Consider the following 8,915-nt stretch of genomic DNA (forward strand, 5'->3'; position numbering starts at 1 on the left):
TGGTGGGCGCGGCAGGAGTCGAACCTGCGACCGCCTGGTTCGTAGCCAGGTACTCTATCCAGCTGAGCTACGCGCCCATAGTATAAATTTTATCCAGCTTTAACAATAGCTGCTCTTCTTTTTTTTACCACGTAAAGAAAGTGGTGGGCGCGGCAGGAGTCGAACCTGCGACCGCCTGGTTCGTAGCCAGGTACTCTATCCAGCTGAGCTACGCGCCCTCAATTAAGTTATGTTTTATATCGTTACTTATCGATATTTTAACCTAGTTCTTAGCCAGCAGATATAACCTATCCGGCTGAAGCCCTGATAAACTATGTTTTATATCTTAGCCTAAAGATAGTGAACTTTCGTTCTTCACAACCATTAATTATCATAAGATAAAAATGGCGGTGAGGGAGAGATTCGAACTCTCGAACGGATTTAAAGCCGTTACTCCCTTAGCAGGGGAGCGCCTTCGGCCACTCGGCCACCTCACCAATATTTTACCTTTCATCTTCAAGTTCTAATGTTTATTAAACAATAAACGTTAGATAAAACAACTCAATCTGGGTTTAAGCAGATACTCCCTTAGCAGGTAAGTGTCTTTGGCAACTAGGCCACCTCTCCAACGGGGCGAATAATAATGGATCCTAAAAATAAGTCAAACAATTTCTAGCCTTTATTTAGGATAAATCACTGTTTGCTGACAATTCATGCAATTGTACTATTTTTTAATCATTTACCAAGCGTAGAGATAAAAAAACACCGCCTTAGCAGTGTTTTTTTTAGCAGTCATATATAACATTATACATAACGATGTTCTGCCAATACTCTAATAATCCACTTAATAATAAGTGAACGGTTAGACTTTATTGCCTGAAACTTCAGCATCACCTTTTTCGGCTTGGATACGCATGTAAATTTCTTCACGATGTACTGAGATTTCTTTTGGCGCATTAACACCTATTCTTACCTGATTTCCTTTAACGCCTAAAACAGTTACGGTGACTTCGTCACCAATCATTAATGTTTCACCTACGCGTCGTGTCAATATAAGCATGTTTTCTTCCTTATTCTTTAAAGTGAGATCACTAAATAAATATATATAAGCTAGTAATATATTAAAATTAGTTACTTTTTAATCCATCCACTATTAACTAATAGTCAATTTTCGATAAAAAGTCATTATTCACTAAAAACACCATATCCGATGATAGTTTTCAATGAACCTTAGATAATAAGCAACAAATAACTTTGTTACTACATCTATCGTTCATATTTTAGCAATATTTCCACATCCTTGAATACTTTTATAGTCTAATTTTACTGCCAATACTGTGATCAATTGCAATATTTTGGTTGTTTTTTGTCAGCAATAACAAAACAATTGCAGTTAGAGGTAAAAAATAACATTTTTATAACATCAAATGAAAACAAAAAAGGAAGCAAATGCTTCCTTTTTATATCCTTTAAGCTAACAGTTAATTGCTACTAGCTATTTTAGCTAACATTTAAGCTAATTTTTCTGTCAACCATACCGACACACTTGCCAGAGCCTGGGTAATATTCTCCGGTTGACTGCCACCCGCTTGCGCCATATCGGGACGTCCGCCACCTTTACCACCCACTTGCTGCGCCACCATATTAACTAACTCACCCGCCTTAACTCGGCCAACTAAATCTTTTGTTACGCCGGCAATTAAGCCCACTTTAGCGCCATTAGCGGTGGCAAGCAGGATAACACCTGATTGCATTTTATTTTTAAGTTCATCAACCATGCCGCGAAGTGCTTTACTCTCTACTCCACCTAAATCAGCAATTAGCACTTTAACGCCATTAATTTCAATCACGTTATTAACTAAATCAGAGCCTGCTTGTGCAGCAAGCTCCTGTTTTAATTGCCCGATTTCCTTTTCAAGCTGCTTAGAGCGACCAACCAGTAGCTCTACTTTGCTAGTAACATTAGCCACATCACTTTTAACCAGCGCGGCAATATTTGTTAAAGAGGCGGTTTGTTGATTAATAAAAGCAAGCGCGCCAATAGCAGTAACCGCTTCGATACGACGAATACCTGCTGCGATACCCGATTCAGAAACAATTTTTAATAAACCAATATCACCCGTTCGATTAACATGGACACCGCCACATAACTCTATTGAAAAATCGCCCAGAGTTACCACACGTACTTCATCATCATATTTTTCACCAAAGAGTGCCATGGCACCTTTTTCTTTAGCTGCTTCGATGTACATTGACTCAGTTTTCCTAGAGTGGTTACGACGAATTTCATCATTAACCATTTGCTCAACCGCATGTAATTCTTCGGCAGTAACACCTTCAAAATGAGAAAAATCAAAGCGTAATTTATCACTCTCACATAATGAACCTTTTTGCGTGACATGTTCACCTAATACTTTTCGTAATGCGGCATGTAATAAATGGGTCGCGGTATGGTTTTTAATAATAGCGGCTCGGCGTTCAACATTAATCTCCGCTTTTACCCGTCGATTTAAACCAATATCTGTCCGCGCAGTCCCTCTATGAGCAAAGGCATTACCTAATTTAACGGTATCAGTTACTTCAAATACTCCGCCATCTAGGTGCAATAAGCCACTATCACCTACCTGGCCACCTGATTCTGCATAAAAGGGCGTGTGATCTAGAATGACAATACCCTGCTCACCTGAATTTAATTGCTGTACTGGCTCTTGGTCTTGGTTATTGAATAATTCCACCACGGTCGCAGAATATGAATCATTGTCATAACCTTTAAAAGCAGTTTTGTGATCAGATTTAAGCTGCTGATTATAATCAGTACCAAATTGACTCGCTTTTTGAGCCCGTTTACGTTGTTGCGCCATTGCTTTATCAAAGCCGTCATGATCAACCTTCAACTGACGTTCACGGGCAATATCTGCTGTTAAATCGATAGGAAAACCATAGGTATCATATAATTTAAAGACATCATCACCCTTGATGGTATCGCCCGATAAATTGCTAAGAATATCTTCTAGTAAAATCATGCCACGGTCTAAGGTCCGACCAAATTGCTCTTCTTCTATACGTAATAATTTTTCTATAGTCCCTTGTTGCTGCACTAACTCTGGGTAAGCTTCACCCATTTGGCTAACTAAAGAAGCTACAATTTTATGGAAGAAATGCCCTTTCGCTGCTAATTTATGGCCATGACGAATCGCGCGGCGAATGATACGACGCAGTACATAACCACGGCCTTCATTTGATGGGACTACGCCATCAACAATTAAGAAGCTACATGAACGTATATGATCACTAATTACCCGTAAAGATTTATGTTCAAGATCGCTACAACCAAGTAGCGCTGCAGTATCTTTAATTAACGCTTGGAAAATATCTATTTCGTAGTTGCTATGCACATTTTGCATAATGGCAGCAATACGCTCCAACCCCATACCTGTGTCTATAGATGGGTTAGGTAATGGCTCCATAGTACCGTCACTTTGACGGTTATATTGCATAAATACTATGTTCCAAATTTCGATAAAACGATCGCCTTCTTCATCGGGAGAGCCTGGAGGTCCACCAAAGATATCTGCGCCGTGATCATAAAATATTTCAGAGCAAGGACCACAAGGTCCGGTATCGCCCATAGACCAAAAGTTATCAGACTCAAACTTTTTATCTGCAGACTTATCACCTATACAAATTATTTTTTCTACTGGAATACCTATTTCATCTTTCCAATAAGCAAAAGCCTCGGCATCATTTTCATAAACAGTGACCAGTAATTTTTCCTTTGGTATGCCCAACGCAACGGTTAAAAACTCCCAAGCATAGCTGATCGCTTCCTCTTTAAAATAATCACCAAAACTAAAGTTACCCATCATTTCAAAAAAGGTATGATGACGGGCGGTATAGCCGACATTTTCTAAATCATTATGTTTACCACCCGCGCGTACACAACGTTGTGCTGACGTTGCTCGGGTATAACTACGCTTTTCTGCGCCTAGAAAAACATCTTTAAAAGGCACCATACCGGCATTGGTAAACAATAACGTGGCATCATTCCCTGGTACTAATGAGCTGCTTTTAACTATTTGATGTTGTTTGGTGGCAAAGAAATCTAAAAATGCCTGACGGACTTCGGCGGTGCTTTTAATCATGGGGATACTCAGTAAATCGATTTAGGTCTATGTAAATTCTGGGTTTATTCTAATTATGGTTCTACATGCTGAATTCAGTCTAATACCGCAAAAATATTATCTCTGACATAAGCGCGGTATTGTAAGAAACGCTTCTTTTTGGCGCATTGTTTTTGTACTGCTTTTTTATCAAGCTTGCTCTTAATGGTTTCATCAATAGAGTACTTGGCGCCAAAGCGCTTATTATACGCAAGCTCGGCTTGAAGATACCAATCAATTTCGCAACTTTCAGCCAATTTTTGCATAATTGTTGTGCAGACGAGCTTTTGTTCCAACTCATTGACAATGTAAAACCGGCCATAACCAGGGTTAGCTTGGTACCGACAGCGATGGGCAGAAAAGCGCACATCACTTAAATTATTTTATTCAATTAAATACTCTAGAATTATTGAAATTCCTGCTATCAAGAGTTCTTTTTAGCACTTGTCGAATTTTTTTTGTTGAGTCATCGCGTATTGATGAATTCCAACAGCGCAATAGAGTATTTATTTATTCCTCAGCATCAGCCTTGTTTCAATTAGTACTAATGCCATCACAAGCTATCTAGCTAATAAACAATTTACAAAATTCTTTAGTTTAAGGCGATCGCATTCTTTACCTCAAATGCAACTGAATAAATAAAGGGACTTTTACTAATAGATAGGTGAAGGGATTTTATTGATAAAGTATTTTATCTCTATTCTAGATAATGATTAAGGTACCACTTTATGTTTTTATCTTTTTAGATTTTTAGATTTTTTTCCCTAACAATAGCGCAATAACTTTTACTAAAAGAAGCTAGGTAAAATTTCAATATTCTGCAAAAACAATATAACACCTACAAAAAAACCCACCCCAAGATAAATAGACATACGTACTATTTATATGTATTCTCCCGTCACGGTTACAAATTGTAACACTGCTGTTTATTTTGCTTTAATCAAAAGGAATATCCATGAAAAGATTACTACCCTTGTTAGTCTTAGCCCCTGTTTTTGCCAATGCAGAGCAAGTCCCTCATACTTTTATCGCTGGCACACCCGCAAAAGCAGCGAATGTGAATGCTAATTTCACTCATGTAAATGATAAGGCTAGTTTAAATACCACTTCAATTACTGCTATTAATGATAAATCAACTTTAAATAGTACTTCCATAGCTACAATAGAAGCGAAATTAACAACAATTGAAAGTGCTGCTAATGGTTCCCCTTTGGATATATTAGTTAATGGTGAAATTGATGTTGAAGTTGACTGTACTGATAAGCCAGAAGCGTTACAACTTGCGTATCATAAGCATGTAAATTATCGCACGCTTAACTTTACCCTTACGGGTAATTGTTATGGGGATATTTATGATTATCGTGACGATACTGATAATGGCGGAATACAAGTATCAGATCAAACAATTGGCATTAATTCTGCTGATCCAGAAAACCGTGCTTCAATTATTCCTAATGATCAAACAGGCAAAGCCTTTTTGATCGCTGGCCAAGGTGGTGGTTTGTATTTAAGTGACGTAAATGTCACTACAGGTGAGAATGAATATGGCGCGGTATTCTTTTCAAGAAATGGTCATGGAAGTATTACCAATGTCACTATTAATGCCGCAGGAACAGGTTCAATTCCTGTGGTAGTACAAGAAGGCGCTCAAGTTTACTTCTCGAACGTGGAGATAAACGGTGCACAAATTGGCATTTTTGCCCGTAATAACAGCACTATCCGCTTCTTCGGTGAGACCACAGTCAATTCAACTGAAGGTATAGTGCTGCGTACCGGAGTATCAGTTAATCAGCAAGGTACCGTAACGATTAACAGCGGTAGTGGTCAAGCACTGTACTTAAATGGCGGTGTTAATTGGATATCTCCATATGCAGATTTGTCACTCAATTTAACCGGTAATATTCATATGGTAAACGGTTCCTATTTAAATGCTGGCACATTAAATTTAGCCGGCGATATCTATTTAGAGAACTCGACAATAAGATCTGAAGGCTTTGCGAATATTACAGGTATTACTAATTTACATAACTCAACAGCGACTTTTGATTCAGGTACGGATGCTGCTATTTCATCATTCAATTGTCACGGTATTTCAAGCTTAGATATTGACGGTTGGCAGAAATTTGATGGTTCTACTGTTGATGACTCAACTAACTGTGCTGATAAAGCGGCTTGGAACCAAGCATTATATAACATTTTCGACAACCTAAACCAACCACAATAGCGAGCGAAACATAATGAAAATACTAAAAATATTCTCGTATGCTCTGTTCGCCATGGTATTAACAGGCTGTGGCGGTTCATCAGATGATCCTGTGGTTGTTATTGAGGATGATAAGGTCATTGTCGAGCCTACTATGGTTACTTTGTTCGGTACTGTCGCCATCGGTACTGCCATTGCTGGGGCTGACATTGTAGTTACTGGTAAAGATGGTAATACCATTGAAGTAACTGCGGTGACTGATGCCAATGGTAATTACTCCATTGAGTTTGATGGGGAACTACCAACGCCAGTGCTCATTAGCGTAATCACAGCAGACGGTGAAAAACTCAGTGCTATTGTTGATGATCCTAATGCGACTATTGCTAATGTTAACCCGATAACCACCTACGTTGCTGATACACTTTTAGCTGATACTGATTTATCGGCCATCTCAGCAGGTGATGTGGCGACAGCGGGTCAAAAAGCGGTAACATCTTTATTTGGTGCGGGTGCTCAATATGATGCTTTTTCTTCTGATACGTTTATTGCTAAATCTGATGACAACGATTTTGATACTCAGGCTTCAGTTGCTGATGTGCTACTTGATAGTATTTCTCAACTGGCTGGAGCTACTGATGTCGCGACCTTTATTGCTCAAGCAGCCGAAGCAGAGGCAACATTATTAGACTCAGCTGAATTTATTATTTCAGTGGCCACTAATCTAGCTTTAGTAAAAGGGACAGAAAGCAATATTGAAGAAATATTTAATTTACAACAAATCGATGCAACTATTGCAGCTCAATTAACTGATGTGATAACTTTTCAAGAAATTGTTGAAGGCGTTATCAGCTTAGTTGAAGCGAGTGGCTTAACAACTGAGCAAGAAATAGCAGCAACTGCAGGGCTTATTGAAATAATTGCCGATGTTGTAATTAGCGATAATATTATCGATATTACAATTGCAGACGCAGTCTCTCAAAATGTTGTCGATAATTTACTTGATGACATTGTTAATATTGTCACTTCCGATGAAGTAGCAGATCTAAGCACTGAAGAGTTAATTGCAACGGCCCGAAATACTGCAGGAGTAATTATAACTATAATTACTAATACTGGTATTGACCTAACTGGTGATAATTTAGATTTATCAGCCATTGAAGAAGAGTTAGCGCATGTTATCGTTATTATTGCAAACTCGACAGACTGGGATAATGGCAAATGGGGCACGTTAATTTGGCAATAAATTCTTACTAGATAGTTTTAAAATGTGATATAGCAAAACAAAAGTCAGTAGTCTATTACTACTGACTTTTTTGTTTAAAAAGTAGGTAGGGTCAGTTGAGCATTGTTGTCTTTTTCGTCCGCAAAACCTAAGGTTAAACCAACAAGGCGGATACCGCGTTTATTTGCTCTACCATATGCCTTTGACAATAAACTATGGAAAAGGGCTTGCTGACATTCATTACTCTGGGTCTCAACCGTGGTTTGATTAAAATCAGCAAACTTTAGTTTTACCCCTTGCCTAATGATCTCCCTATTACTGTGCGGTGCCAATCGAGTTAATAGTTTTTGATATAATGACTCAATAACCAGCAAGCACTCATCTTGGCTATTAATATCTTGCGCTAAAGTTGTTTCAATGGCGAGTGACTTTCGCTGTCGGCTGACCTCTAAAGCTCTATTATCGACCCCATGAGCTTTTAAATACAAACTATTAGCAAATTTACCAACAATATTTTGTAATGCTCTTATATTGCTTTGGCGTACGTCCGCGCAGGTTACAAAACCATGGCGATTGAGCTTGGCAAAGGTTTTAGGACCAATACCGGGTATTTTCTTTAACGATAATTGTTCGACAAAAGCCGACACTTTATCTGGAGTAATGACACATTGGCCATTAGGTTTATTCTCATCACTGGCTATTTTAGCCAAAAATTTATTGGGCGCAATGCCGGCCGATGCGGTCAAATTTAACTCATTAAAGATATCGGCTCTAATTTTTTCAGCAATGAGCGTGGCACTGCCCTGGCACATAGTTGCATCAGTAACATCAAGATAAGCCTCATCGAGGGATAAAGGTTCAATAAGGTCGGTATAGCGAGAGAATATTGCTCTTATATCTTTAGAGATTTGTTTGTATACATCCATACGGCCATGGACTATTTTAAGCTCGGGGCAAAGTTGTTTTGCTTTGATAGCTGGCATGGCAGCACGAACGCCAAATTGGCGTGCTTGATAGTTACTGGTACACAATACGCTACGAGGGCCATCACCTCCCACTGCCAGTGGGATATTCCGGTACTCAGGAAAATCTCGCATTTCAACGGCGGCATAAAAGCAGTCCATATCAATGTGAATTATTTTTCGCTGATTACTCATTTAACACCTACCGCCAAACAACTGTATATAAAAACAGTGTACCATTTTAATCTGGCTTAGCAAGTGCATTGTCTGGTGGCTAACTTGTTGCTAACCCCACAGCTGAACTAAATTAATGGCTCTGTTGTAGAACACTGTTGTCACCCATAGGCAGCGATTAATATTTCCTGTTTATTAAGCTTTGCATTACTTTC

Annotated in this window: 6 protein-coding genes and 3 tRNA genes; 2 read left to right on the forward strand and 7 right to left on the reverse strand. The window is 38.8% G+C overall.

Features of this window, described 5'->3' with window-relative positions; translation table 11 throughout:
- From MTCD1_RS17575 to MTCD1_RS17600, 6 genes are all read right to left on the reverse strand, one after another.
- Nucleotides 1-77, reverse strand: a tRNA-Arg gene (locus MTCD1_RS17575).
- Between the two features lie 64 nt (nucleotides 78-141).
- A tRNA-Arg gene (locus MTCD1_RS17580) sits at nucleotides 142-218 on the reverse strand.
- Between the two features lie 166 nt (nucleotides 219-384).
- Nucleotides 385-476: transfer RNA gene (locus MTCD1_RS17585), tRNA-Ser, on the reverse strand.
- Nucleotides 477-841: 365 nt separating this feature from the next.
- Nucleotides 842-1,039 carry a carbon storage regulator CsrA gene (csrA, locus tag MTCD1_RS17590; RefSeq protein ID WP_057179906.1) on the reverse strand — a complete coding sequence of 66 codons (198 nt, stop codon included), beginning with the start codon at nucleotides 1,037-1,039 and terminating at the stop codon, nucleotides 842-844.
- A gap of 451 nt (nucleotides 1,040-1,490) precedes the next feature.
- Entirely contained in the window at nucleotides 1,491-4,121 is a 2,631-nt protein-coding gene (gene alaS, locus MTCD1_RS17595; protein WP_057179905.1) for an alanine--tRNA ligase, read from the reverse strand.
- A 74-nt stretch (nucleotides 4,122-4,195) separates the two neighbouring features.
- Nucleotides 4,196-4,405 (reverse strand): regulatory protein RecX, encoded by a 210-nt coding sequence (locus MTCD1_RS17600; protein ID WP_057179904.1) that lies wholly within the window; start codon nucleotides 4,403-4,405, stop codon nucleotides 4,196-4,198.
- A gap of 689 nt (nucleotides 4,406-5,094) precedes the next feature.
- Between MTCD1_RS17600 and MTCD1_RS17605 the strand changes: the two genes are divergently transcribed.
- Together MTCD1_RS17605 and MTCD1_RS17610 are read left to right on the forward strand one after the other, a co-directional pair.
- Nucleotides 5,095-6,363, forward strand: a complete 1,269-nt coding sequence (locus MTCD1_RS17605) for a hypothetical protein (protein ID WP_057179903.1) — start codon at nucleotides 5,095-5,097, stop codon at nucleotides 6,361-6,363.
- A gap of 13 nt (nucleotides 6,364-6,376) precedes the next feature.
- Nucleotides 6,377-7,585, forward strand: a complete 1,209-nt coding sequence (locus tag MTCD1_RS17610) for a carboxypeptidase-like regulatory domain-containing protein (RefSeq protein WP_088568984.1) — start codon at nucleotides 6,377-6,379, stop codon at nucleotides 7,583-7,585.
- 74 nt (nucleotides 7,586-7,659) lie between these two features.
- Here the strand turns inward: MTCD1_RS17610 and dinB are convergent, their stop codons facing one another.
- Complete coding sequence (gene dinB / locus MTCD1_RS17615) at nucleotides 7,660-8,721, reverse strand: DNA polymerase IV (protein ID WP_057179901.1); 1,062 nt, start codon at nucleotides 8,719-8,721, stop codon at nucleotides 7,660-7,662.
- Nucleotides 8,722-8,915: the final 194 nt, after the last annotated feature.

Source organism: Colwellia marinimaniae, assembly GCF_002207865.1.
GTDB lineage: Bacteria > Pseudomonadota > Gammaproteobacteria > Enterobacterales > Alteromonadaceae > Colwellia > Colwellia marinimaniae.

Coding starts and splice junctions, on each gene's coding strand:
- csrA (WP_057179906.1), bottom strand. CDS start 1,039: ATGCTTATATTGACACGACGCGTAGGTGAAACATTAATGATTGGTGAC.
- alaS (WP_057179905.1), bottom strand. CDS start 4,121: ATGATTAAAAGCACCGCCGAAGTCCGTCAGGCATTTTTAGATTTCTTT.
- MTCD1_RS17600 (WP_057179904.1), bottom strand. CDS start 4,405: ATGCAAAAATTGGCTGAAAGTTGCGAAATTGATTGGTATCTTCAAGCC.
- MTCD1_RS17605 (WP_057179903.1), top strand. CDS start 5,095: ATGAAAAGATTACTACCCTTGTTAGTCTTAGCCCCTGTTTTTGCCAAT.
- MTCD1_RS17610 (WP_088568984.1), top strand. CDS start 6,377: ATGAAAATACTAAAAATATTCTCGTATGCTCTGTTCGCCATGGTATTA.
- dinB (WP_057179901.1), bottom strand. CDS start 8,721: ATGAGTAATCAGCGAAAAATAATTCACATTGATATGGACTGCTTTTAT.